Genomic DNA, 22,105 nt, shown 5'->3' on the forward strand with positions numbered 1-22,105 from the left:
TGGTGGGCACGTCCAGATCAAAGATCATGTTCTTGATCAGGTTGGTGTCGTCGAAATACTGGTGCTGGAACCGCTGGGTGGGCAGCTCGGAGTAGGTCTCCCAGCCGTTGGGGTCGGACTCGGTCATCCAGCTGTCGCCAATGTGGGTGAAGATGATGATCTCGTTCTTCCAGTCCATGGACAGGATGCGCACCAGCTGGCTGATGGCCCGGTGGGACATGCCGCTGTGGTGCATGGGGCCGTCCAGAGTCTTCCAGGTGACCTGCAGGATGCCGTCCTCACGGTACAGATCGGCGAAATCCTTGAACCACTCCTTGTACTCGTCCAGCTGGGGCAGTTTGACGTAATCGGCTAAGGGCTTACCCATGTTGATCTCCTCCAATGTTTTGTTTTGATTGTGTTGTATATCCGTCCCAGGCGGCCTGGGATGTTTTTGAAATTACTCGGCCTTGAAGATGCCGGCCGCGCCCATGCCGCCGGCGATGCACATGGTCACCAGGGCGTACTTGCCGCCGGTGCGGCGCAGCTCGGAGATGGCCTTGCAGGACAGCACCGCGCCGGTGGCGCCCAGGGGGTGGCCCAGGGCCATGGCGCCGCCGTTGGGGTTGACCTTGGCGGGGTTGAGGCCCAGTTCCTTGATGCAGGGGCTGACCTGGGCGGCAAAGGCCTCGTTGAGCTCAATGACATCCATGTCGTCCACGGTGAGGCCGGTGTACGCCATCACCTTGGGCACGGCGTAGATGGGGCCCAGGCCCATGTAGGCGGGATCCAGGCCGCCCACGCAGAAGCCCAGGAAGGAGGCCAGGGGCTTGATGCCCAGCTCGTTGGCCTTGTCCCGGCTCATCAGCACCAGGAAGGCGGCGCCGTCGCTGGTCTGGGAGGAGGTGGCGGCGGTGACCCGGCCGTTCTCCTTGAAGCAGGGCTTCATGGACGCCATCTTCTCCAGAGTGGTGTCCCGGCGGATGCCCTGATCCTTGTCAAAGACGATCTCATTGCCGTCCACGTCCACGCCGGGCAGGGGGATGATCTGCTCGTCGAACCAGCCGGCGTCCTGGGCGCGGGCCGCCTTCTGGTGGCTCTCCAGGGCCAGGCGATCCATCTCTTCCCGGGTGACATTGTACTTCTCCGCCACGTTCTCGGCGGTCTCACCGTTGGAGATGTACTGGGCGGGGTCGTGCTCCACCAGCCAGGGATCCCGGTCGCCGCTGCGATCCAGGGTCATGGGCAGGGCGGTCATGGACTCGATGCCGCCGGCCACGATGCAGTCGGCCTGGCCCGCCTCGATCTGCCAGGCGGCCAGGGCCACGGCCTGGAGGGAGGAGGAGCAGAAGCGGTCTACGGTGAGGCCGCAGGCGGTGTAGGGCAGGCCGGCCCGGGCGGCCACCAGCCGGGCGGGGTTGAGGCCCTGCTTGGCTTCGGGGATGGCGCAGCCCAGGATCACGTCCTCCACCAGGGCGGGGTCCAGCTGGGGGATCTTCTCCATCACGCCCTTCAGAACCAAGCCGCCCATGTCGATGGGGTGCATGTTGCGCAGGGCGCCCTTCTTGCCGGACTTGGCCACGGCGGAGCGGCCGTAGGCCACCACCACCGTCTTGCTCAACGGTTTTGCCATATCAATCTTCCTCCATTTCCTTCAGCTCGGGTGAGATGATCAGTTGGGGCTCCACAGCGGCCTGGATCTCCTCCACGGTATGGCCCTTCCGGATCTCGGAGAGCACCAGGCCCTCGCCGGTGACGTCGATGACGCAGCGGTCGGTGACAATGTGGTTGACGCACCGCACGGCGGTGAGGGGCAGGGTGCACTGGTTGACGATCTTGGGAGAGCCGTCCTTGGCCACCAGCTCCATGGCCACAATCACGTTTTTGGCCCCGTTGCACAGATCCATGGCGCCCCCCATTCCGAAGGCCCGGCCGGGGGTGGCCCAGTTGGCCAGATCGCCGTCGGCGGACACCTGCAGGCCGCCCAGCACGGTGGCCGCCAGGCGGCCGGAGCGGATCACGCAGAAGGAGGCGGCCACGTCAAAGGCGCTGCTGCCCGGCACGGGGACGAAGTTGACCCCGCCGGCGTTGGCGTACCGCTCGTTCACCATCAGGCCATCGGCCTTGGGGCCGATGCCGATGAAGCCGTTCTCGCTCTGGAACAGGACTCCGGACACGGCGTAGCTGCCGCACAGGCTGGGGATGCCGATGCCCAGGTTGACCACGTCGCCGGGCTTGAAGTAGGCGGCGGCCCGCTTTGCGATAAAATCTCTGTTGTTCATCATGGCTCTCCCCTCCTTACGCCAGAATCATGTCCACGAACATGCCGGGCACCTTGACCTCGTCCGGGCCGATCTCGCCCAGGTCGCAGAAGTGGTCGCACTCCACGATGGACAGGGTGCCGCAGGTAGCGACCACCGGATGGGAGGCGTGTCCGCTGCTGCCGGAATAGGTCAGGTTGCCGATGGGATCGGCCCGGCGGCAGCGGGTGAGGGCCACGTCGGCGTGGAGGGCGGTCTCCAGCAGGTAGCGCTCACCGTTGACGGTGATCACCTGCTTGCCCTCCTCCACCACGGTGCCCAGGCCGGTCTTGGTGAGTACGCCGCCCAGGCCGGCGCCGCCGCAGCGGATGCGCTCGATAAAGGTGCCCATGGGGTTGAACTCGGCCTTCAGCAGGCCGGACTGGATGCGCTGGTTGGTCAGGGGGTTGGTGCCCACGTGGGTGGTGATCATCGCGTCCACCCGGCCGTTTTCGAGCAGCAGGCTCACCCCGTGGCCGGGATCGCTGGAGTCGATGGAGTAGACGGTCAGGTGCTTGGCGCCGCTCTCCAGCAGGCAGTCGATGAGCCGGTCGGGCATGTACTGGTTGGTCTGTCCGCCGATGGCAATGGTCTGCCCGTCCTTAAACTGGGCGATAATCTCTTCTCTGCTGCGTACCTTACTCAGTTCCATATCGTTCTCCTTCGCTCAGATTTTCTTCGGGCGGGCAGGGGCTCAAAGCTTGCGGTGGAGCTTGAGCAGCTCAATGAGCATCTGATCCCGGTAGGCGGCGCACGCCTCGTTGGTGTGGCCGATGTAGTCGGGGAAGTTCTTCATCTCCTGATCCACGCCGGGCTGGGCCACCTCGGCCCAGTTGTCGGGCTGGTGGGTCCAGGAGGCCATGTCGGCCAGCCAGCGGTCGCCGGAGTTGCCCAGCATGTTCACCATGCCGGTGAGGCCACCGGGGTTGCCCAGCTGCATGATCATGTTGTGGCCGAAGATGGCCCAGCGCAGGCCGGGGCCGTACACCAGGGCCTTGTCCGCGTCCTCCACGGAGCACACGCCCCGCATGACCAGGTCCTGCACCTCCCGGTAGAGGGCCAGCTGGAGGCGGTTGGCGATGAAGCCGGGGCACTCGCGGCGCAGGAGGACGGCCTCCTTGCCGATGGACTGGTAGAAGTCGTAGGCCAGCTGGAGCAGCCCGGGATCGGTCTTGTCGCCGGAGGTCAGCTCCACCAGGGGGATCAGGTGGGGGGGATTGTAGGGGTGGGCGCCCACGCAGCGCTCCGGATGGGCGGCCTTGGCGGCGATGTCGGAGATGAGCAGGCCGGAGGTGCTGGAGGCGTAAACGGCCTCAGGGGAGGCAGACTGCTCGGCCTGGGCGAGGATGGACTGCTTGATCTCCAGGCGCTCGGGGCCGCTCTCCTGGATGAACTGGGCGTCCTTCACCGCCTCCTCCATGGAGGTGGTCAGACGGATGCGGGCCACGATCTCCGCCCGGCGCTCCGGGGTGATGGCGTTGAAGTTCTCCAGAGCGTCCAGGCTCTTGTGCATCTGGCCCTCGCTCTTTTTCAGCTGCTCGTCGTTGATGTCGTACAGGGTGACGTCCAGGCCGCGCATGGCGAACTGGATGGCCCAGCTGGAACCGATGACGCCGCCGCCCACGCAGGCGACGCGCCTGATATCTGTAACTTTCATGGCTCTGATCTCCTTTGTCTGAAGATTCAACAGGTCCCGGCGGAGCGGTATGCCCGCCGCAGTCGGGATATGGGGAACCGCCAGGCGGGGAAATCCGGTCTGGCGGCTCCAGGGAAAGGGTATCTCCGGTGTGTCGGAGGCGGTGGTGAAGCCGTGGACGGTCAGCTGCAGTAGCGCAGCTGGGTGGCGGTGCGCACCATCTCGTCCCAGTTGCCGAACTGGGTGCTCTCCTTGACGAAGGCGTCCAGCAGCGGGGGCGCGTAGATCAGGGTGTCCGCCTTCCAGTTGAGGATGACCGCGCTGGAAAACTGGAAGCCCTCAAAGTTGTCAAAGCGGGTGTGCTGCTGCATGAACTCATCGGTGAAGATGTCCTCCAGCAGCTTCATCAGCTCCGGGGCGTTGTCCAGGAACACATAGCCCTGATTAGGGTTTGTCTGTTCCATAGAACTTGGCAGCCTCCTTCTCCACATAGCCGCGCCAGGCGGGGGCGTCGTCCTCCATCCGCTGGCGGATCCAGGGCATCAGCTCGGGCTGGCCGGTGACGGCCTCCTTGCGGACGACGGTCATGTACAGGGAGCCCTCTCCGGGCGGGCAGCCGGGCAGGAAGTAGGCGTCGGGGTGCTCCTTCAGGTGCCGGCGGGTGCAGTTGCCGTGGAGGATGATCTGCTTGTCGGGGATGCTGGGATCCAGCTTGTTGTCGCAGCCGGCCACAACGGTCATGCCCTTGTTCTCGTCGTAGATGCCGATGGCCTTCAGGGTCTCCATGTTCAGGGTCAGCAGGGCCTGGCAGCTGGAGCAGGCGCCCTCGCAGTGGACGTCGTACTCGGGCCAGCGGTTGCGGATGTCCTCCAGATAGGGAACCCACATCTTCTTGTAGCAGTCCTCGATCTTGTCGCCCACCACTTCGATGTTCTCCTGGTCGGTGGTGCCCAGGCCCACCTCGTCGGCCACCTTGAAGTAGCTCACGCCGTCGGGATCAATGCCCACCAGCTCGCAGGCGATGCGATCCAGGGCCACGGGATCCTTGGAGCCCATGACGCAGTCCAGCTCAATGGGAGTGGGGGTGTGGGGGGAGTAGCCGCTGGCGGCGCTCATCACGTCCATGATGTTCAGGTCGGGCTTGCAGACGCTCCACACGTCCATCATGGCCATGGTCAGGTTCTGGCGGTGCATGGTGGTGTGAACCTGATCCTGTACCACGCCCTTGATGTTCTTCAGCGCGCCGGAGAACACCATGCTGGCGTGGGCCTTCAGGATGGGCAGGTTGATGATGTGCTCGGCCTCCAGCAGCAGCTTGGGCAGCTTCACGTGGGAGATGTTGGAGCGGTAGCCGCGCACGGCCACGTTGACCAGATCCTTCTCCCGCTTGATGTCGTAGAGCTCCACGCCCTCCTCCGCAGCCATCTTGGCGATGCCGCAGGCCTCATAGCACTCCATGGTGTCGCAGCCCACGGCGGCGGACTCGGCGATGACGATGCGCTTGGGATTGGCCTTGCGCACCTCGCGGATGACGGCGCGGACGGTCTCGGGGTGGGTGCACACGGCAAACTCCGGGGGAGCGGCGTGGCCCGCGTTGGGCTTGAGCACCACGGTGGAGTTGGGCTCGATCAGGTTGGTGACGCCGCCCAGCATGTCAAAGACGCGGGTGACGTTCTCCTGCACGTCCTTGCTATGAGCCAGCGCCACGACAGACTTCTTGCTCATGATGTTGCCTCCTTCTAATCTTTTTTACAATAACTGCCCACAAGCTCAGTTTTTGTGAGCGGCCATGTAGTCCTGGTCGTACTTGTGATCCTGGATGGCCAGAATCAGGAACAGGGAGATGAGGGCCAGCACGGCGAACACGATATAGACCGCGCTGATGCTGTGGAACAGGCCCTGCACGATGCCGTTGACGGCGAAGTTGCACATAAAGATGATGTTGGTGATCGGGAAGACCACGCTGTTGACCTTGGCATAGCCCACGCGGCCAAACACGGAGCCGGGGATGGAGTTCATCAGGTTGGGGGCGGCGGCGCCCAGGAAGCCGATGATCACCAGGGAGATCCACACCAGGGGCATGATGCCGCTGATGTTGCACAGCAGAGCCACCACGTACAGCACGGCGGTCATGACGCCGGCCTTCTTGATGCCCAGCTTGAACACGATGCGGCCGATGATCACGGAGCCGATGACGCCGATGACGGCGATGGCGCTCATGACGCCGGTGGCCAGGGCCTGGTTCATGCCGACCTCCATGTTGCGGGCCACCAGCTGGGTCATGATGCCCATCTGAACCAGCATCAGGAAGCCGGTGGACAGCACGCACAGCCAGGTCTCCTTGGTGCACAGCAGCTTGCCGACGGTCCAACCGTGGGGATCCTCCTCCGGGGCGGCGGCGGCGTAATTGGCCTTGAACTCGGCCTCGGTGACATTATCGGGATAGAGGCCCCGCTCCTGGGGGGTGTTGCGCAGCATCACCGCGCCGATCACGCCCACCACCGCGGCCACAACGCCGCAGATCACGGAGCTGACGGCGATGCCCAGGCTGCCCACCAGCACGGTGAGCAGGGGGACGAACACCATGGTGCCGAAGTTGGAGCCCATGGCCACCACGCTCATGGCCTGGCCCTGCTTGCGGGGGAACCACATGGCAACCAGGGTGCCGATGCCCACGAAGGAGCCGGCGCTCAGGCCGCCGCCCACACAGCACATGGCGATTAAGTACATGGGCACGCTCACCGCGTTGCCGGTGGCGATGTGGCCCAGGCCCGCCAGGATCAGGCAGCCGGCGGCCACCTTAGCCGGGCCGATGCGCTGGTTGAGCTGGCCGGCGATGATGGCGATGATCACGCCGACAATGCCGGCCACGGTATTCATGTTCAGGATGATGGTCCGGTCCACGCCCAGCCGCTCCGCCACGGCGGGGGCAATGACGTTGGTGCCGTCGGCAAAGAAGCCGCCGTTGCTGAAGAAGATCAGGAAGCCGAAGATCAGCAGAAACCAACCCCAGGCTCCAAAGCCTCGTTTCGTCTGTTCCATAACTTTACATTCCTCCTGAGTGGGGCGGCAGCTCCGCCCCCAAATCGGTTGAAGCGGGTGTGCTTGGCGTTTCTCTCTCCTTCCCGCGTTCTGCCTGACGTTCCGGCCGGTATGTCTCGAAGCGGTCTTAGTATAACCTTTACAAAGTTATTAGAAAAATATATAATGCTAACAGCGGTATAAGCAACTTTTATACTTACCCGGGGGGAAGTTGGCATGGAACTTTCACAGCTTCGTTATTTCATGGCCGTGGCGGAACTGGGCAATATGTCCAAAGCCGCGCAGGCGCTCTTTGTCTCTCAGCCCAATCTGAGCACCAGTATTTCCCGCCTGGAGGAAGAGGTCGGCGTGCCCCTCTTTGACCGCCGGAGGGGCAAAATCGTGCTGAACCAGAATGGTGAGCTGCTGCTGGAAAGCGTCAAGCGCGCGGTGGACACCCTGGACGCCGGCGTGCGGGCGGTGCGGGATCAGCACGCCGGAAAGTCCGCCCCGCTGTCCCTCGCCTGCATGACGGACGATACCGACCTGCTGGAGCACTTCGTGCTGGACAATCCGGACATCAACCTGATCCAGAAGCGGCTGGATCTTCCCGCCCTCACCTTCCTGCTGGAGCGGGGGGAGGTGGATCTGGCCCTGGCGGTGCTGCCGCCCCCCTCGGATGAGATTGTCTTTGAGCGGGTGTACAACTGCCACTTCGTGCTGCTGATGAGCCGGGATCACCCCCTGGCCGGGGAGGCGTCCATCACCCGGCACCAGCTGGCCGGCTGCCGCCTGGCCATCGACGGCTCCCGGGTCAACAAGGAGACCTTCTGCGCCGCGGAGAGCGCCAAGTTCGGCGTGACGCCGGCCATTGACTACGATGTGCGCCACCTGAACCTGCTGCTCTCCCTGGTGGAGTCCAACCAGTGCGTCTCCATCGTCCCGGCGGTGAAGTATGAGGAGCTCTATCTCCAGGGCGGCCACCAGAACGTGGTCTGCCGGGAGTATGCCGACGGCGCGCCCGAGGCATACTGGGGCATCGCCTATAACAAGCGCCGCCCCCTCAATGAGCACGGACAGCGCTTCCGTGCCTTCGTCCGGGACTACTTCACCCGGATCAATGCCGAGTACGCCGCTGCAACCCGCGCTTGAGCCGCGCCAAAAAAATTTCACCCCCCGCCCTAGCATAGCTAGGGCTGGGGGTGCGTCGTCTCCGGGCCGCCGGAGGCTTGCCTTTTCCAGGCCGGTTCGCTATAATCGACTCATTCACGTCACGAAAGGAATGTAAACTGATGAGTCGGAATGCTGTTTTTCTCTTCTCTGTCTGGACTTCTCTTCTCTCCGCGGTGTTTTATTTTCTCTACGGCTTTACCGCCTTCGGCGTGCCTTGGGTGATGTTTGTCTGCCTGGCCATCTTCTTCGGCATGGGCGGGCACGTGCGGGATGTGCCCGCCATGTGCCTGAGCGCCCTGGCCGGCTGCGTCTGGGGCAAGGTGGACTTCCTGCTGATGGATCTGTTTCAGAACCTGGGCTTGGGCCTGGCCGCCGCCAGCTTTGTGTCCATCACCCTGGGTACCGCCGTCACCATGGTGCTCCACATCCACGTGCTGGCCAGAACCCCTTTCCGCCACATGCCCTTCATCTTCGCCGGCGTGTGCCTCACCTTCTCCCAGAACAACGGCAACACAGTGGGGCTGGCTGCCACCCTGGTCATCGGCATTGTCCTGGCCGCCCTGTGCTCCCTGGGCATGGAGTTCGCTGTAAAGCGGTTTCCCCTGCCGAAAGAAGGGGAGCGGAGCTGACGGCAGATCCCGCCGGACACCTTATTATAATATATAGTATGGCAGTTGAACTGATTGGGCCGGCTTTTGCTCTGTGTAAAAGAAAAGAGCAGGAAAAAGTCCCCTCCGGGGCCTGAAACCAGGCCGCGGAGGGGACTTTTTTCACGGTAAGCTGCGGGTCAGATGGTTCCGCCGTAGTCCACCACCAGGGTCTCGCCGTTGATGGCCTTGGACTCGTCGCTGGCGAAAAAGAGGATAGCATTGGCCTGATCCTCGGGCTGGGTGCGGGGCAGGGAGCCGTCAAAGTGGCGGGCACACACCCGGGCGAAGTCCTTGTCAAAGCTGGCGGCGTTCTCGGGGGAGAAGATGGGGGTCTCGGTGGGGCCGGGGCAGACGGCGTTGCAGCGGATGCCGGTGCCGGCGACCTGGATGGCCACGTTCTTGGTCATGCCGATGACGGCCATCTTGGCGGCGGTATAGGAGATGCCGGCGTTGGAGCGGGTGGCGCCGATGGAGGAGATGTTCACAATGGAGCCCTTGCCGGCCTTCTCCATATAGGGCAGCGTCTCCTTCATCATGTAGTAAACGGAGTCCTGATCGGTGGAGATGACCTTGTTCCACAGCTCCAGATCACAGTTGGTGATGGACTTGTTCTTGTCATCGATGCCGGCGTTGTTGACCAGCACGTCGATGCGGCCAAAGGCCTCCACGGCGGCCTCCACCAGCCTGTGGCAGTCCTCCGGCTTGCTGACGTCGGTGGCCACGGAGATGGCGCGCACCCCCTGGGACGCGGCGTAGGCCTCCACCTCCTGGAGCTTGTCCAGCCTGCGGGCGGCCAGAACCAGATCAGCGCCCTCCCGGGCAAAAAGCTCCGCAGTGGCCTTGCCGATGCCGGAGTTGGCACCGGTGACGATGGCCACCTTTCCCTCCAGTCGTTTCATGATAAATTGTGCTCCTTTATACTGTTTTTGGACAAAAACAGTATAAAGGAGCACAATAGGGTTTGAAAAATATGGATTTTTTCTACCGGTATTCAAAAAAAGTATAGCACAGCGGCGGCCCGGCCCCGCCGTCCGGCGTTATCGCCCGCACCAAGCACGGAGGGCGGGTTCCGCCGTCCGGACGCCGGTGCCGCGGATGGCCAGCCCCGGCTCCACCCGGGCGCCGGGACACAGGCGGCGAATGTCCTCCACACTGTGCCCCAGGCCGCTGCCCTCGTGGGTGCAGAAGGGGCGGATGGTCTTGCCGGAAAAGTCAAAGTGCTCCAGAAAGGTGAACACCGGCATGGGCATGGTGCCCCAGTAGTTGGGGTAGCCCAGATAGACGGTGTCATATGGCTCCAGGCTGTCCGGGTATTCTCTCAGCTCCGGGCGGGCGCCCCGCCGCTGGTCGTCCTGGGCCTGGGCGATGCACTCGTTGTAATCGTCGGAATAGGGCAGCAGGGGCTCGATTTTGAACAGCGCGGCGCCGGTGAGCTCCCGGAGCATCCGGGCCGCCAGCTCTGTGTTGCCCACGGGAACCGTCCGCAGGGCGCCGCTGAAATAGTTCTCACCCGCCCTGGAAAAATAGGCGATCAATGCCTGCATGGCATGTCCTCCCTGTCTGTGGGGTGCGGAACCGGCGGGGGTGGTCACTTGCCCAGGCCGGTGAGGAACTCCACGGTCTCCGGGTCGTAGTGGGAGAAGAAGGCGCTCTCCCCCTCGTCCAGCCCGCGGATGGCGGCCATATCCCCGTCAGAGAGGGCAAAGTCGAACACGTCCAGATTCTGAACCATCCGCTCCCTGTGGGTGGACTTGGGGATCACCACCACGCCGGACTGGAGCAGGAAACGCAGGGCGGTCTGGGCAGAGGACTTGCCGTACTTGGCGCCGATCTCGGTCAGCGCGGGGTTGTGGAAGAAGTCCTTCCGGCCCTCGGCGAAGGGGCCCCAGCTCTCATGCTGGACGCCGTACTTCTGCATGATTTCATGGGCCTTGGCCTGCTGCTGGAACACGTGGGTCTCCACCTGGTTGACGGCGGGAGGCACCTCCACAAACCGGCACAGGTCGATGAGCCGGTCGGGGTAGAAGTTGGACACGCCGATGGCCCGCACCTTGCCGGCCTGATAGGCCTCCTCCATGGCGCGGTAGGTGCCGTAGTAGTCGTTAAAGGGCTGGTGGATCAGCAGCAGGTCGATATAGTCGGTCTTGAGCTTGCGCAGGGATTCGTCGATGGAGGCCCTGGCCTTCTCATACCCGGCGTTGGAGATCCACACCTTGGTGGTGAGGAACAGCTCCTCTCGCGGCACGCCGCTCTTGGCCACGGCCGCGCCCACGCCCTCCTCGTTGTAGTAGGCCTGGGCGGTGTCGATGGAGCGGTAGCCCACCGAGATGGCGTCGGCCACGCAGCGCTCACATTCGGCGGGATCCACCTGATACACGCCGTAGCCCAGCATGGGCATCTTCACTCCGTTGTTCAGTGTCACAAATTCCATCAGAAAACCCTCCTGAAATGTGTTTTTTCCGGTTTTGCGACTCTATTGTAGCGCGGATTCCCTTGACAGGGAAGCACCGATGCAGTAACATGGTATAAACCAAAAGGCAATACAGAGGAGGGGAGCAGGCTTGTTCAATCCACAGCTGACGGCCTTTGTCTGCGCGGCGGACTGCGGCAGCTTCAACAAGGCGGCGGAGCGGCTCTACCTCTCGCCGCCCTCTGTCATGAAGCAGGTCAACGCCCTGGAAAAGCACCTCCAGCTCACCCTGCTGGAGCGGGACAGCCACGGGATCCGGCTGACCCCGGCGGGGCAGGTCATCTACCGGCACGCCCGGTTCCTGTTCGACTACTCGGCCCGGGCCGTGGAGGAGGCCAGGCGGCAGGAGCAGGCCGCCCAGACCACCTTCTGCATCGGCAGCTCCCTGCTCAACCCCTGCAAGCCCTTTATGGATCTCTGGTATCAGGTGAACCGGGAGTTTCCGGGTTACCGGCTCCACATCGTGCCCTTTGAGGACACCCGCACGGGGATCCTGTCCCAGATCGCGGCGCTGGGGGAAAAGTATGACTTCCTGATCGGCGCGTGCGATTCGGCCGAATGGCTGGAGCTATGCAGCTTTCTGCCCCTGGGGGCTTACCGGGTCTGCTGCGCGGTGGCACGGGAGCACCCGCTGGCGCGGAAAACACGCCTGTCCATAGAGGATCTCTACGGACAGACGCTGATGATGGGGAAGCGGGGGGACGCGCCGGCCGTCGACGCGGTTCGGGACGAGGTGGAGCGCCACCCCGCCATTCACATCGAGGACACCTCGCAGTTTTACGATATGGAGGTGTTCAACCGCTGTGCCCAGACCCACCACGTGCTGCTGACGCTGGAGTGCTGGAGCGAGGTTCACCCGGGCCTGGTGACCCTGCCGGTGGACTGGGACTTCCGCGTACCCTACGGGGTGCTGTATGCGAAGGACGCGCCGGAGGATATTCTGCGCTTCCTGACCCTGATTGCCCCCAAGCGGCCGGCGGCTGCTCTCGGAACAGAATGGGGGGAAAGCCTATGAAGCGCCTTTGGGCCAGCCTGCTGGCCGCCTGCCTGCTGCTCTCCCTGGCCGCCTGCGGCGGGGGAGAGGAGGACGTGGAAACCGCCTGGACGCCCCTCCAGATGGCCCGGGCCATCCTGGCGTCCCAGGAGGCGCCGCCCGGGATGACGGAGCTGCTGCCGGGGGACGGGACGTATGAGATATATGTGGCCGACAGCTACGGCCTGAATCCGGAGGACGTGGCGGACGGGGCCATCCTGGCTGCCGGCGGCGCCTCCGCCCAGGAGATCGCGGTGCTCCGGCTGACGGAGCAGGCCGATTCGGACGGGGCGGCGGACGCGCTCCGCGCCTATCTGGAAGCCCGGACGGGGGACTTTACCGGCTACCTGCCGGAGGAGGCCGCCCTGCTGGAGGACGGCGCGGTAGTCGCCCGGGGGGACTGGCTGGCCCTGCTGGTGTGCGGGGACACAGCCGCGGCGGAGGAGGCCTTTTCGGCCTGCTTCACCCAGGCGCCCCCGGCGGAGGAGACGGCTCCGCAGGAGAGCGCCCAGCCGCCCGCACCTGACCCAACTCCCACCCCAACGCCCACCCCTGTGCCGGCGGAAACGGAGGCGCCTGCGCCCGTTCCGACGGCCACGGCACCTGCGGTTGTCCCCACTCCCGTGCCGACCGCTCCGCCGGCGGAGCCCTGGAGCTATGACGAGGCCCGGCTGCTGGCCGCCTGGGAGCGGGGGGACTGGAGCGGGCTGGCGGAGGAGGATCGGGCCATCCTGGATGTGTGCGCCCAGGTGATCGCCGACGTGGTGCCGGCGGACGGCTCCGACTACGAGAAGGAGCTGGCCGTGCACGACTGGATGGTGGCCCATGGTAGCTATGACTCCAACACCCTGAGCCAGCTGCCCGATTTCCGGGAGAACCCCAACAACGACAACCCCTACGGCTTCCTGGTGGACGGGAAGGGAATCTGCCTGGGGTACGCCTCCACCTTCCAGCTGTTCATGGATCTGCTGGGCATCCAGTGTATCACGGTGGAGGGCACCGCCCACGGCGGCACCTCTGACCACGCATGGAACCAGGTCTGCCTGGACGGGGACTGGTACTGCGTGGATGTGACCTGGGACGACCCCACCACCTACGGCACGGTGTCGGAGCGGACGGCCCACCGCTACTTCAATGTGACCAGCGGCTTCCTGCGGGACACCGACCACCAGTGGGAGGCGTCCGGCATCCCCGAGGCGGAGGACACTGCTTATGCCTGGCGGCAGCGTTGACAGAGAGCTGCTGTAAAGGGAAAACGCCTATATAAAGCGAGTTACTGAACAGGGATTATACTTTACAGACTATTGCTTGTGTCACTCGAAAATAGGCCCAGCCCGGAGCGGCGGGCTCCGGGCCGGGCAGGTGAGGGGCGGAAGGTATCGGCGGCCGGAAACGGCTCTACAAGGGCCGCCGACGGCGGAAATGAACCATGCAGGCAGGACGGCGGCCGCGCCCGCCGCCGCGATGAGGGGGAGCCGGCGGCTCAGAGCAGGGATAAGAAGACGGAAATTACGAATGCGGCAAGCGCCAGAAACAGGTTGCCCAGGATTACGGCCCAGACCGCCTCGCCGAAGGTGAGGCCTTGGGGTGGCGGAGCGGTATGGGGCGCCAGGTCGCAGGGCTGGCTGCCGTCCACCACCTGTACATGGGCGCCCGCCCTTGCCAGAATGCCGGCGAAATCCCGGGCGGACTCCTCGGTCATTCCGCTCCGCAGCAGGACGGGGCCCAGCTCGGTGTTGTCCATGTAGACCTCGGCCTCTGTCTTGGAGATGCCCAGCTGGTCAATCAGCACCCGTATGGTCCGTCTCCGGTTTTCCGGGTAATTGCATTTGGCGGTGAGCACCACGGAAAAGCGGTTGGGCTCGTCCGGGGAAAGCAGCTCGGGCCCCTTGGGCGGCAGGGGATAGCCGCAGTGGATGCAGGCCGGGGCCTGGTCGGAGATCTCTTTTCCGCACTCGGGGCAGGGAATCAGGGCCATGTCAGGGCCTCCTTTCTGTAAACAGCGCCGGACCGGCGGGCGGCATGAGCTCAGAACAGGCCGCCCAGCAGCGCCATGATCAGATGGGCCGCCAGAACGCCCACCACTACGGCAACCACTGTCCCACAGAATCCCAGGCCATGGCGCTCTTTTGCGAGGGCCGAAGAGGACATTGAAGCCTCCGGACTGTCCGGGCTGCTGCCGTCTACCACCTTCACATAGGCACCCGCCCGCTGAAGGGTATTGGCAAAGGCGCGGGCGGATTCCACAGTCATCTCACTGCGCAGTACCACAGGCTTCTGCTCGGCGCTGTCCATGAGATCCATGGCGTCCTTCTCGGACAGATCAAGCTCCTTCACCAGGGCCAGAGCCATGCGCTTCCGGTTCTCCGGATAGTGGGGCGGACTGGTGAGCACCACGGAAAAGCGATTGGGCTCTGGCGGCTTGGGCGGCAGGGGATAGCCGCAGTGGACGCAGCAGGCGGAGCGGTCGGAAATCTCTTTCCCGCACTCGGGACAGGTGATCAGGGCCATAGCAGGGCCTCCTTTCGGCGCAGTGCGCCGTTTTTCTCAGTTTACCAGAGGGCGGGACGGCCATCAATATTCCCGGTGATCCTCCGCGATGGCGCCGCTGCGGTAGGCGTCCAGCAGGGACATGAGGTCGTCGATCTGCTCCTGAAGCTGCCGGCCCACGTCGGTACCGGCGATTTTCAGCCGGGTCTCCAGCCGCTCGAACACCACGGAGGTGGAGGCGATGTCCTGGCTGCTGCGGATGGCCTCTTCCCGGCCCACAAAGGGCTGATGGGACACCAGACGGTAGCAGGCGGAGTTGTAGATAAGGGTGTATCCGGCGATGCCAGTGGTCTCCTGATAGGCCTTGCAGAAACCGCCGTCGATGACCAGGAGCCTGCCGCCGCCTTTTCTGGGACTCTCCCCCTTCTTGGACTTGACGGGGACATGGCCGTTGATGATGTGGCAGTGGGGGCCCTCCAGACCGAACTCCTTCAGCAGGGCCTCGCACACCGCCGGGTCATTGTAGAGCTGATAGTAGACGTTCTTGGGCTCGGCCCAGGTGGACTCGTCGGCGATGAAGCGCCGCTCAAAGGTGGCCATCCGATCCCGGCCGAAGATGGGGCTGTTGCGCCCGGCCCACAGGAACCACAGAAAGTCCATGCCGGCCGCCCGCTCCGGCGAACCGGGGGCGGAGTAGTAGGCCCGGCGGGCGGTGAGATCGGCGTAGTCCAGGAAGGCCTTGCCGGACAGGGTCTTTCCATCCGCCTGGAAGGTGAGGAGGCTGCCGTCCTCCGCCATGGGGATGCATCCGTGAAAGAGCAGGTTGCCGTTGAAGATCTTGTACAGGCTGCCCTTGGAGTAGAGGAAGCGCACGTGCCGCTGGAGCTTCTCGCTGTGGAGGAAGGAGAGGGTCAGCTGGTGGATCAGGATCTCCTCCTCGGGGGTGAGGGTATAGGGATCGGCGGGATCCACGGTGGGGAAGTCGGTGTCCAGCATGGGATAGACCTTGCCGTCTACCGTGACGGTCTTGTGCTCGTAGTCCACCTTGTCCAGCAGCAGGCGGTCGGCCATGCGGAAGGCGGGGTTCCGGAGGATCTTCTGCCCCTCCAGCTTGAAGAGGATCATGGTGATGGCCTTGTACATCCGGGCGGAGAGCAGCTTGTCCTTTTCCGTGTACTTCTCCGCCTCCTCCCCGGTGAGCTTGACGGCGAAGCGGCTCACATCGCAGTCCCTGTAGACCTCGTTGGCGAAGACCGACAGGGGGCGCAGGGAGATGCCGTAGCCGGTCTCGATGACCTCCAGGTTGTTGTAGCGCAGGGAGTTGGACAGCACCGTGGCCACCAGGGTGCGGGAGCCGGAGGCCGCACCCATCCACAGCACGTCGTGGTTGCCCCACTGGATGTCCACGCTGTGGTAGTCCAGCAGGGAGTCCAGGATGATGTCCGCCCGGGGGCCCCGGTCGAAGATGTCCCCCACCACGTGGAGGTGATCCACCGCCAGGCGCTTGATGAGCTCGCACAGCTGCACCAAAAAGTCGGAGGCCCGGCCGATGTCAATGATGGTGGAGATGATGTTCTCGTAGTAGTCCCGCTTGTCGTTGTCCTCGTAGTGGGTGTGGAGCATCTCGTCCAGGATGTAGGCGTACTCCTTCGGCATGGCCTTGCGCACCTTGGAACGGGTGTACTTGGAGCTGGCCAGCCGGCACAGCTCAATCAGCCGGTGGAAGGTGATGCGGTACCATTCCCGCATGTCGGGGGTGTCCCGCCGGATCTCCTCCAGCTTCTCGCGGGGGTAGTAGATCAGCGTGGCCAGCTGATCCCGCTCCGCCTTGGACACGGTGGCGGCAAAGAGGTCGTCCAGCTTCTCCCGCACCACGCCGGAGGCGGAGTTGAGGATGTGAAGGAAGGCCTCGTACTCCCCGTGAAGGTCGGAGACAAAGTGCTCCGTGCCCTTGGGCAGGTTCAGAATGGCCTGGAGGTTGATGATCTCCGTGCTGGCAGCCTGGACGGTGGGATACTGGCGGGCCAGCATTTTCAGGTAGTGCAGGTTTTCCGGGCGGCAGGCTTGGGTGGGCTTCATGCGGGAACCTCCTTCTATGTATGCAAACGATATATGCAAACGGATGATTTCAAAAATCATTATCGCACGTTCTGCCGGCACTTGCAAGAGAAGGATGACATTTGCGGACAGGTTTGCTATAATATCCATACACCAATCAGGAGCGGGAGGGATGGATATGACAGCGCGCCATATACTGACCCCGGAGGATGTGGAGCAGCTGGAGGCGATGCACGAGGGCGCCTCGGGCTACTTTTACAAGATGCTGGACTACCTGGAGGAGCGCATCCGGGAGGGAGTGCGCCGGGGGGAGTTCACCCAGGAGGAGGCCGGGGCGGATCTGGATGTGGCCCTCTGGTACTCCTACGCCTGCAACAACATCGACGAGTATGAGTATTACTACAGGGCGGCACGGTGGATGCCCGCCTCGGAGGAGGCGGCCCGGGCCGCTGGGTGCGGCATGTGGTACTACCGCTATTCCTGCGCCCTGCTGTACTGCGGCCGGCTGGAGGAGGCCCTGGACTATGCCCGGAAAGGGGTGGAGACCGAGCCGGAGTATGTCTGGGGCTGGCTCCAGCTGGGCAAGCTGCGCAGCCACTTCGGCGACCGGGAGGGCGCCCTGGAGGCGGTGGAGCGGGGCCTGGCGCTGGAGCCCGGCGACTACGAGTTCACCACCCTGGCCCGGGAGATCCGGGAGGGCCGCAGCCTGGAGGAGATGGAGTTCCACTGGATCGACCCGGAGGCAGACCGGCGGCTTCAGGCGGGGGAGGACGAGAATGCCGACGACAAGCGGCGGGCCATCGCGTGCATCCTGCGCGACGAGGAGAACCTGGCTGCCGTCAAGGATGTGCTCCGCCCCACCGAGTGGGAGGCCGACGCCCCCTACTGCACCTTTACCATGCCCTACGGGGACGGGGCGCTGCTGGGCCGCTACTTCGGCAACGAGGCCTCCCTGTCCAAGGTGCCGGTGAGCTGGGTTGTCTCGCTGGTGAACCGGCTGCCCGCCCTGGAGCGGCGGGGGCTCACCTTCCTTTCGGTGGAGGCGGGCGTGGGCACCGAGGGCATGGCCCTGTCGTGGTTTGCCATTCAGCCGGATCGGAAGCTCCGGCTGTGCTTCCGGGCGGGGGATGACCACCAGCTGGTCAGCTTTGAGCCGGACTTTACGCTGTCCGGAGAGGGGCAGCCCGCCCTGGAACGTCCGGGGGCGGGGGGCACCTTCCTGGCCTTTGTTCTCCTGGAGAAGCCGGAGTGGGACGCAGACCAGTTCAAGCGGGATCTCCGGGACGGCTGGGGCATCCCATGCATCACCGAGGAGCGGGAGGGAGAGGATGGCGGCAGCACCCTGCTGTTTGACGTGGACGGCATGACGGCGGCGGTGAGCCTCTACCCCTTCCCGGTGCCCCAGGGGGAGGCGGAGCAGAACGCGGAGCACAACTACCTGTGGCGTTCGGCCGCCGAGACGGCCGCCCGCCACAGGGGGCAGCTGCTGGTGTCCGTCCTGGGCCGGGAGAAGGATCCACGGGCGGCGGGAACCCTCCAGGTCAAGCTGGTGTGCGCCGCCTGCCGACAGGCGGGGGTGCTGGGCGTCTACGCCAACGGAACCGTGTATCAGCCGGAGTTCTATACCGAGGCCGCGCAGATGGCGGAGGACGGGGAGCTGCCCCTGCTCAACCTGGTGTGGTTCGGCCTGTACCGCACAGACGGGGGGATGGCGGCCTACACCGACGGCCTGCGCAGCTTCGGCAAGGACGAGATCGAGGTGCCCGAGTCGGGGGCCGAGCCCGACGCCCTGCGCAGCTTCCTCATCGACATCACCCTCTATGTCCTGGAGGAGGATGTGACCTTCCAGGATGGCGAGACCATCGGCTTTTCAGAGGGACAGCGGCTGCCCATCACCCGCAGCGCGGGCCTGTGGCTCGACGGCATGACCCTGAAAATCCCCTATCCGGAGGAGCCCTCTGCGGAACAGGAATAAGACAAAGAAAAGAAGAGAAGCAGAGCGCGGCCCCGCGGATTTCCGCGGGGCCGCGCTCTGCTGTACTGCGGGTTAAAAGAGGACATGGACGGCCAGCATGACGGTGCCCAGAACGGCCAGCACCCCGCCGGTGACCTTGTTCAGGATCCGGGGCTCGGCCCGGTTGGCGAAGACCGCCGAGACCTGGGCGGCGACCAGGGTGACGGCCGCGCACACCACCAGGGCAAAGAGATCCAGGGAGCCGCCGATGGCCACGTGGGACACCGCCCCGGTGAGGGCGGTGAAGGTCATGATGAACACGCTGGTGCCCACGGCGGTCTTGAGCTCGTACCCCAGCACGGTGGTAAAGACCAGCAGCATCATCATGCCGCCGCCGGCGCCGATAAAGCCGCAGATAAAGCCGATGACGATGCCGCACACCACCGACTCGGTGATGCGGATGGCCCGGCCGCTGTTGGGAAAGAGACTGTGGGTGGCAGTGACAGGGCAGATGATGAACCGGAGGCCCAGCACCAGGGTCATGAGCACGGAGAAGGTGCTCATGGTGTCGTTGGGCATCTGGAAGGCCACCAGGCTGCCCACCAGGGTGAGAACCAGTACCACCCCCAGCATCAGGGAGCCGTTTTTGATATCCAGGTTTTTGTGCCTGCCATAGGTGTAGGCGGACACCGCCGAGGCCAGCACGTCAGAGGCCAGGGAGATGGCAACCGCCTGATAGGAGGGGAAGCCCAGGAAGGTGACCAGCATGGGGGAGATCACGGCGGCCGCGGACAGGCCCGCCAGTCCGGTGCCGATGCCGGCGCCCAGACCGGCCAGAACACAGACAAGGAACTTGACGAGCATGGCTTGGCCCCCCTGGAATACAAACATGGGGCCTTGAAATCCCCGGCTTTCAAGGCCCCAATGGCGGAAAAACAACAATATTATTATAATACGAAATGCACGCTTGTCAAGAATGCCTTTACAGCCCGGCTGGGATTGCCGTATAATAGAGGGCATCAAAGAAGGAAGTGAACGCCCATGAAAACTGGAATGGTTCTGGAGGGCGGCGCGGTGCGCACCATCTACTCCACCGGCGTGTGCGACGCGCTGCTCACCCGGAGTCTCATGACGGACTATGTCATCGGCGTGTCCGCCGGCATCGCCTACGGTGTCAGCTATGTGTCCCGGCAGCCCCGCCGCAACCTGGACATCATGGTCAACTACATCAACGACAAGCGGTATATGGGCATGGGCAACCTGCTCCGCCGGGACAACCGGGCCTACTTCGGTCTGGAGTTCGTCTATTCCACCATTCCCAACCAGCTCGTCCCCTTTGACTACGACACCTTTGCCGCCTATCCCGGGGAGGTGGAGGCGGTGGTGACCAACCTGGACACCGGGGCGGCGGAGTATTTCCCCCTGGACCGGCGGGACGACAAGTTCAAGCTGCTCCAGGCCACCTGTGCCCTGCCCTTTCTGTTCCCCGTGTTCCACATCCAGGGCAGACCCTGCATGGACGGCGGGGCGGCGGACGCCATCCCCTATGAGCGGGCCTTTGCCAAGGGGTGCGACCGGGTGATCGTGGTGCTCACCCGGGAGCGGGAGTACGTCCGCCGGCCGGAGAAGCTCCAGCCCCTCATCGACCTGGCCTACCGGAAGTACCCGAAGTTCTGCGACACCATGCGCCGCCGGGCGGACGCCTATAACGAGGCCCGGCAGAAGCTCTTCCGGCTGGAGCGGGAGGGGCGGGCCCTGGTGTTCACCCCCACCAGCACCGAGGGCTTTCACCGCACCGAGCGGGACGTGGACAAGATCAAGGCCCTGTGGAAGGACGGCTGGGATCAGGGCCTGGCCCGGCTGGACGAGGCGGAGGCCTTCCTGAAGGGGGACTAGTCCCCCTCCAGGGCGGCGCGCTGGGCGGCGATGAGGGCGATGGCGTCCCCCAGGGTGGTGAAGAAGGCGGCCAGCACGGCGGCCTGCTCGTTGGTGCGGCCCTGGGTGAGCTGGATGGCGGCCAGAGTGGCGGCCGCCGCCAGAGTTTCGCCGGAGGGCCCGGCGCGGGACGGCATACCCATTCCCCCTTTCCCAGCATCCTATGGAAAAACGCGGCCCCGGGTGCCTTGCGGGGCGGAACAGGAGAGAGCTTTATGGAATATCGGGAAAACAAGCGCCTGAATGCCCGGGTGTCCCTGCTGGGCTTCGGCGGAATGCGCTTCCCCACCGACGGGGAGGGGAAGATCCGGGAGGCGGAGGCGGCCGACATGCTCCGCCGGGCTATGGAGGGCGGGGTGAACTACTTCGACACCGCCCACTACTACCACGACAGCCAGAGCGAGGGCTTTCTGGGCCGGGCCCTGGCGGGCGTGCCCCGGGACAGCTATTACCTGGCCACCAAGCTGCCGGTATGGAAGGTGGAGTCCGTATCGGACGCCCAGGCGATCTTCGATCTCCAGCTGGAGCGGCTGCGCACCGGCTATTTTGACTTCTACCTGTTCCACGCACTGGATCGGAAGCGGTGGCAGGCGGTGAAGGAGCAGGACCTGGTGGAGTGGGCGGAGGAGCTGCAGCGGCAGGGGAAAATCCGCCGGCTGGGCTTCTCCTTCCACGACAGCTATGAGGCATTTGAGGAGATCCTCACCGCCCGGCAGTGGGACTTCTGCCAGCTCCAGCTCAACTACCTGGACACGGAGGAGCAGGCGGGGCTGAAGGGCTATCACCTGGCGGAGCGCATGGGCGTGCCGGTGGTGGTGATGGAGCCGGTAAAGGGGGGCCTGCTGGCCGCCCCGCCGGAGGAGGTGGAGGAACTGCTCCGCACCGCCCGGCCGGAGCGGACTCCCGCCGGCTGGGCCCTTCGGTGGGCTGCCAGCCTGCCGGGTGTGCTCACCGTCCTCAGCGGCATGGGCAGCATGGCCCAGGTGGAGGAGAACCTGGCCACCTTTGCCGGCTTCACCCCCCTGGAGCCGGAGGAGACGGAACTGCTGGCCCGGGCGGCAGATGAGCTCCGCCGGCGGATCAACAACGGCTGCACCGGTTGCGAGTACTGCATGCCCTGCCCCGCCGGGGTGGATATCCCGGAGAACTTCAGCCTGTGGAACAAACTGGCCAAGTGCCGGGACGCCTCTCTGCTGTGGCGCTCCTGGAACGTGGTGCTCAAGGACGAGGCCAAGGGAAAGCACTGTGTGGGCTGCGGCAGGTGCGAGGCGGTTTGTCCCCAGCACCTGCCCATCCGGGCGGATCTGGCCCGGGCTCAGGCAGCACTGGACTCTGTCCCCAGACCGTGAGCTCCGGGGCCAAAGCGCAATATGATACAAGACGGCACCGCCGTGGGTTGGTATACT

The 22,105-nt window shown here is 64.4% G+C and carries 22 protein-coding genes and 1 pseudogene; 7 read left to right on the forward strand and 16 right to left on the reverse strand.

Annotation, left to right across the window (positions count from 1 at the left end; genetic code table 11):
- The 8 genes and pseudogenes from QZ378_RS04605 to QZ378_RS04640 form a co-directional block, all read right to left on the reverse strand.
- Positions 1-367, reverse strand: a pseudogene (locus tag QZ378_RS04605) (enoyl-CoA hydratase/isomerase family protein); the annotation flags it as partial.
- Between the two features lie 72 nt (positions 368-439).
- Positions 440-1,612: a thiolase family protein gene (locus QZ378_RS04610; protein ID WP_191385061.1), complete on the reverse strand. Its 1,173-nt coding sequence runs from the start codon at positions 1,610-1,612 to the stop codon at positions 440-442.
- A gap of 1 nt (position 1,613) precedes the next feature.
- A complete protein-coding gene (locus QZ378_RS04615; protein WP_366935126.1) occupies positions 1,614-2,264 on the reverse strand; it encodes a CoA-transferase in 651 nt (216 codons plus the stop codon).
- Positions 2,265-2,277: 13 nt separating this feature from the next.
- Complete coding sequence (locus tag QZ378_RS04620) at positions 2,278-2,931, reverse strand: CoA transferase subunit A (protein ID WP_087237377.1); 654 nt, start codon at positions 2,929-2,931, stop codon at positions 2,278-2,280.
- A gap of 42 nt (positions 2,932-2,973) precedes the next feature.
- On the reverse strand, positions 2,974-3,936 hold the full coding sequence (locus QZ378_RS04625; RefSeq protein ID WP_291257465.1) for a 3-hydroxyacyl-CoA dehydrogenase family protein: 963 nt from the start codon (positions 3,934-3,936) through the stop codon (positions 2,974-2,976).
- A 161-nt stretch (positions 3,937-4,097) separates the two neighbouring features.
- The gene (locus QZ378_RS04630) at positions 4,098-4,379 is read right to left on the reverse strand and encodes a hypothetical protein (protein ID WP_291257466.1); all 282 of its coding nucleotides are present in this window, start codon (positions 4,377-4,379) and stop codon (positions 4,098-4,100) included.
- Positions 4,360-5,640 (reverse strand): DUF362 domain-containing protein, encoded by a 1,281-nt coding sequence (locus QZ378_RS04635; RefSeq protein ID WP_087237383.1) that lies wholly within the window; start codon positions 5,638-5,640, stop codon positions 4,360-4,362. The genes QZ378_RS04630 and QZ378_RS04635 overlap by 20 nt, the downstream gene beginning before the upstream one ends.
- A 45-nt stretch (positions 5,641-5,685) precedes the next feature.
- On the reverse strand, positions 5,686-6,957 hold the full coding sequence (locus QZ378_RS04640) for a nitrate/nitrite transporter (RefSeq protein WP_291257467.1): 1,272 nt from the start codon (positions 6,955-6,957) through the stop codon (positions 5,686-5,688).
- A gap of 216 nt (positions 6,958-7,173) precedes the next feature.
- Between QZ378_RS04640 and QZ378_RS04645 the strand changes: the two genes are divergently transcribed.
- Together QZ378_RS04645 and QZ378_RS04650 are read left to right on the forward strand one after the other, a co-directional pair.
- Positions 7,174-8,088, forward strand: a complete 915-nt coding sequence (locus QZ378_RS04645; protein ID WP_191380205.1) for a LysR family transcriptional regulator — start codon at positions 7,174-7,176, stop codon at positions 8,086-8,088.
- 140 nt (positions 8,089-8,228) lie between these two features.
- The gene (locus QZ378_RS04650) at positions 8,229-8,738 is read left to right on the forward strand and encodes a DUF1097 domain-containing protein (RefSeq protein WP_191528804.1); all 510 of its coding nucleotides are present in this window, start codon (positions 8,229-8,231) and stop codon (positions 8,736-8,738) included.
- 158 nt (positions 8,739-8,896) lie between these two features.
- On the opposite strand, the gene QZ378_RS04655 is transcribed toward QZ378_RS04650, so the two are convergent.
- The 3 genes from QZ378_RS04655 to QZ378_RS04665 form a co-directional block, all read right to left on the reverse strand.
- Positions 8,897-9,658, reverse strand: a complete 762-nt coding sequence (locus QZ378_RS04655; RefSeq protein ID WP_087237393.1) for an SDR family oxidoreductase — start codon at positions 9,656-9,658, stop codon at positions 8,897-8,899.
- 138 nt (positions 9,659-9,796) lie between these two features.
- Positions 9,797-10,303, reverse strand: coding sequence for a flavodoxin (locus tag QZ378_RS04660; protein WP_291257468.1), 507 nt, complete (start codon positions 10,301-10,303; stop codon positions 9,797-9,799).
- 44 nt (positions 10,304-10,347) lie between these two features.
- Positions 10,348-11,190 carry an aldo/keto reductase gene (locus QZ378_RS04665; protein ID WP_291257469.1) on the reverse strand — a complete coding sequence of 281 codons (843 nt, stop codon included), beginning with the start codon at positions 11,188-11,190 and terminating at the stop codon, positions 10,348-10,350.
- A gap of 130 nt (positions 11,191-11,320) precedes the next feature.
- On the opposite strand from QZ378_RS04665, the gene QZ378_RS04670 reads away from it, so the two are divergent.
- On the forward strand, positions 11,321-12,244 hold the full coding sequence (locus QZ378_RS04670; protein ID WP_191379852.1) for a LysR family transcriptional regulator: 924 nt from the start codon (positions 11,321-11,323) through the stop codon (positions 12,242-12,244).
- Positions 12,241-13,494 carry a DUF4358 domain-containing protein gene (locus QZ378_RS04675; protein ID WP_291257470.1) on the forward strand — a complete coding sequence of 418 codons (1,254 nt, stop codon included), beginning with the start codon at positions 12,241-12,243 and terminating at the stop codon, positions 13,492-13,494. The genes QZ378_RS04670 and QZ378_RS04675 overlap by 4 nt, the downstream gene beginning before the upstream one ends.
- A 251-nt stretch (positions 13,495-13,745) precedes the next feature.
- Here QZ378_RS04675 and QZ378_RS04680 read toward each other — a convergent pair whose 3' ends face one another.
- The 3 genes from QZ378_RS04680 to QZ378_RS04690 form a co-directional block, all read right to left on the reverse strand.
- Complete coding sequence (locus QZ378_RS04680; RefSeq protein ID WP_291257471.1) at positions 13,746-14,240, reverse strand: zinc ribbon domain-containing protein; 495 nt, start codon at positions 14,238-14,240, stop codon at positions 13,746-13,748.
- A 50-nt stretch (positions 14,241-14,290) separates the two neighbouring features.
- Complete coding sequence (locus QZ378_RS04685; protein ID WP_191379855.1) at positions 14,291-14,773, reverse strand: zinc ribbon domain-containing protein; 483 nt, start codon at positions 14,771-14,773, stop codon at positions 14,291-14,293.
- A 63-nt stretch (positions 14,774-14,836) separates the two neighbouring features.
- Positions 14,837-16,831: a fructose-1,6-bisphosphatase gene (locus QZ378_RS04690; RefSeq protein ID WP_191379856.1), complete on the reverse strand. Its 1,995-nt coding sequence runs from the start codon at positions 16,829-16,831 to the stop codon at positions 14,837-14,839.
- Positions 16,832-16,988: 157 nt separating this feature from the next.
- Here QZ378_RS04690 and QZ378_RS04695 point away from each other — a divergent pair, with 157 nt between their 5' ends.
- Positions 16,989-18,785, forward strand: a complete 1,797-nt coding sequence (locus QZ378_RS04695) for a DUF4261 domain-containing protein (protein WP_366935127.1) — start codon at positions 16,989-16,991, stop codon at positions 18,783-18,785.
- 72 nt (positions 18,786-18,857) lie between these two features.
- On the opposite strand, the gene QZ378_RS04700 is transcribed toward QZ378_RS04695, so the two are convergent.
- The gene (locus QZ378_RS04700) at positions 18,858-19,628 is read right to left on the reverse strand and encodes a sulfite exporter TauE/SafE family protein (protein WP_291257473.1); all 771 of its coding nucleotides are present in this window, start codon (positions 19,626-19,628) and stop codon (positions 18,858-18,860) included.
- A gap of 177 nt (positions 19,629-19,805) precedes the next feature.
- On the opposite strand from QZ378_RS04700, the gene QZ378_RS04705 reads away from it, so the two are divergent.
- Entirely contained in the window at positions 19,806-20,660 is an 855-nt protein-coding gene (locus tag QZ378_RS04705) for a patatin family protein (RefSeq protein ID WP_087241182.1), read from the forward strand.
- Here the strand turns inward: QZ378_RS04705 and QZ378_RS04710 are convergent.
- Positions 20,657-20,836, reverse strand: coding sequence for a DUF6774 domain-containing protein (locus QZ378_RS04710; protein WP_191379860.1), 180 nt, complete (start codon positions 20,834-20,836; stop codon positions 20,657-20,659). The two genes, QZ378_RS04705 and QZ378_RS04710, sit on opposite strands and share 4 nt — an antisense overlap.
- Before the next feature lie 78 nt (positions 20,837-20,914).
- On the opposite strand from QZ378_RS04710, the gene QZ378_RS04715 reads away from it, so the two are divergent.
- Complete coding sequence (locus tag QZ378_RS04715; protein ID WP_291257474.1) at positions 20,915-22,048, forward strand: aldo/keto reductase; 1,134 nt, start codon at positions 20,915-20,917, stop codon at positions 22,046-22,048.
- The last annotated feature ends 57 nt before the right edge of the window (positions 22,049-22,105 follow it).

The sequence above is a fragment of the Flavonifractor sp. genome (assembly GCF_019422385.1).
Taxonomy (GTDB): Bacteria; Bacillota; Clostridia; order Oscillospirales; family Oscillospiraceae; genus Flavonifractor; species Flavonifractor avistercoris.

Excerpts from the sequence above, each read along its gene's own strand:
- QZ378_RS04610 (WP_191385061.1), bottom strand. The coding sequence starts at position 1,612 with ATGGCAAAACCGTTGAGCAAGACGGTGGTGGTGGCCTACGGCCGCTCC.
- QZ378_RS04615 (WP_366935126.1), bottom strand. The coding sequence starts at position 2,264 with ATGATGAACAACAGAGATTTTATCGCAAAGCGGGCCGCCGCCTACTTC.
- QZ378_RS04620 (WP_087237377.1), bottom strand. The coding sequence starts at position 2,931 with ATGGAACTGAGTAAGGTACGCAGCAGAGAAGAGATTATCGCCCAGTTT.
- QZ378_RS04625 (WP_291257465.1), bottom strand. The coding sequence starts at position 3,936 with ATGAAAGTTACAGATATCAGGCGCGTCGCCTGCGTGGGCGGCGGCGTC.
- QZ378_RS04630 (WP_291257466.1), bottom strand. The coding sequence starts at position 4,379 with ATGGAACAGACAAACCCTAATCAGGGCTATGTGTTCCTGGACAACGCC.
- QZ378_RS04635 (WP_087237383.1), bottom strand. The coding sequence starts at position 5,640 with ATGAGCAAGAAGTCTGTCGTGGCGCTGGCTCATAGCAAGGACGTGCAG.
- QZ378_RS04640 (WP_291257467.1), bottom strand. The coding sequence starts at position 6,957 with ATGGAACAGACGAAACGAGGCTTTGGAGCCTGGGGTTGGTTTCTGCTG.
- QZ378_RS04645 (WP_191380205.1), top strand. The coding sequence starts at position 7,174 with ATGGAACTTTCACAGCTTCGTTATTTCATGGCCGTGGCGGAACTGGGC.
- QZ378_RS04650 (WP_191528804.1), top strand. The coding sequence starts at position 8,229 with ATGAGTCGGAATGCTGTTTTTCTCTTCTCTGTCTGGACTTCTCTTCTC.
- QZ378_RS04655 (WP_087237393.1), bottom strand. The coding sequence starts at position 9,658 with ATGAAACGACTGGAGGGAAAGGTGGCCATCGTCACCGGTGCCAACTCC.
- QZ378_RS04660 (WP_291257468.1), bottom strand. The coding sequence starts at position 10,303 with ATGCAGGCATTGATCGCCTATTTTTCCAGGGCGGGTGAGAACTATTTC.
- QZ378_RS04665 (WP_291257469.1), bottom strand. The coding sequence starts at position 11,190 with ATGGAATTTGTGACACTGAACAACGGAGTGAAGATGCCCATGCTGGGC.
- QZ378_RS04675 (WP_291257470.1), top strand. The coding sequence starts at position 12,241 with ATGAAGCGCCTTTGGGCCAGCCTGCTGGCCGCCTGCCTGCTGCTCTCC.
- QZ378_RS04680 (WP_291257471.1), bottom strand. The coding sequence starts at position 14,240 with ATGGCCCTGATTCCCTGCCCCGAGTGCGGAAAAGAGATCTCCGACCAG.
- QZ378_RS04685 (WP_191379855.1), bottom strand. The coding sequence starts at position 14,773 with ATGGCCCTGATCACCTGTCCCGAGTGCGGGAAAGAGATTTCCGACCGC.
- QZ378_RS04690 (WP_191379856.1), bottom strand. The coding sequence starts at position 16,831 with ATGAAGCCCACCCAAGCCTGCCGCCCGGAAAACCTGCACTACCTGAAA.
- QZ378_RS04695 (WP_366935127.1), top strand. The coding sequence starts at position 16,989 with ATGACAGCGCGCCATATACTGACCCCGGAGGATGTGGAGCAGCTGGAG.
- QZ378_RS04700 (WP_291257473.1), bottom strand. The coding sequence starts at position 19,628 with ATGCTCGTCAAGTTCCTTGTCTGTGTTCTGGCCGGTCTGGGCGCCGGC.
- QZ378_RS04705 (WP_087241182.1), top strand. The coding sequence starts at position 19,806 with ATGAAAACTGGAATGGTTCTGGAGGGCGGCGCGGTGCGCACCATCTAC.
- QZ378_RS04710 (WP_191379860.1), bottom strand. The coding sequence starts at position 20,836 with ATGCCGTCCCGCGCCGGGCCCTCCGGCGAAACTCTGGCGGCGGCCGCC.
- QZ378_RS04715 (WP_291257474.1), top strand. The coding sequence starts at position 20,915 with ATGGAATATCGGGAAAACAAGCGCCTGAATGCCCGGGTGTCCCTGCTG.